1 protein-coding gene is annotated in these 429 nt (G+C 73.7%); it reads right to left on the bottom strand.

The features are described from left to right. A partial coding sequence (locus O7B34_RS32070) for an NAD(P)H-dependent flavin oxidoreductase (protein ID WP_337149758.1) occupies window positions 1–429 on the bottom strand: 429 nt, incomplete at both ends.

Genomic DNA, 429 nt, shown 5'->3' with positions numbered 1-429 from the left:
GTCGGGCAGGCCGAAATGGAAGCTCACCACCGGCGGCCGGGTCTCCAGGAGCATTCGGTGGGACTCGTCGCCGTCGAGATGGCTCCTGTAGATCTCACGCAGGCTCTCGGGCGGCGGCGCGCCGAGTTCCGCGAAGAGCGGCGCGAGGTGGGCGAGCCAGGCGGCCTCCCGGCCCGCGGCGCGCAGGGCCGGCTGATGGCAGAAGGCGTTGACGTTGAAGGGCCTGTCGGTCAGCGCCCGCGTCGCCTCGATCATCCCGCGGGCGCTCGCCGGCGGGCTCGCGCCGAGGCCGATCGAGCCGAGGCCGCCGGCGTTCGACACGGCGGCGGCGAGCTCGGGCGTCGAGACGCCGGCCATCGGCGCCTGCACGATCGGGTGCGCCAATCCGAACCGGTCGAGGAAGCGCGCCGTCGCGGACATGAAGCTCAT

The sequence above is a fragment of the Mesorhizobium sp. Cs1299R1N3 genome, assembly GCF_037179625.1.
Taxonomy (GTDB): Bacteria; Pseudomonadota; Alphaproteobacteria; order Rhizobiales; family Rhizobiaceae; genus Mesorhizobium; species Mesorhizobium salmacidum.
The sequence above is the reverse complement of the archived record's forward strand: the minus strand, read 5'-3'. Positions and strand labels throughout refer to the sequence as shown.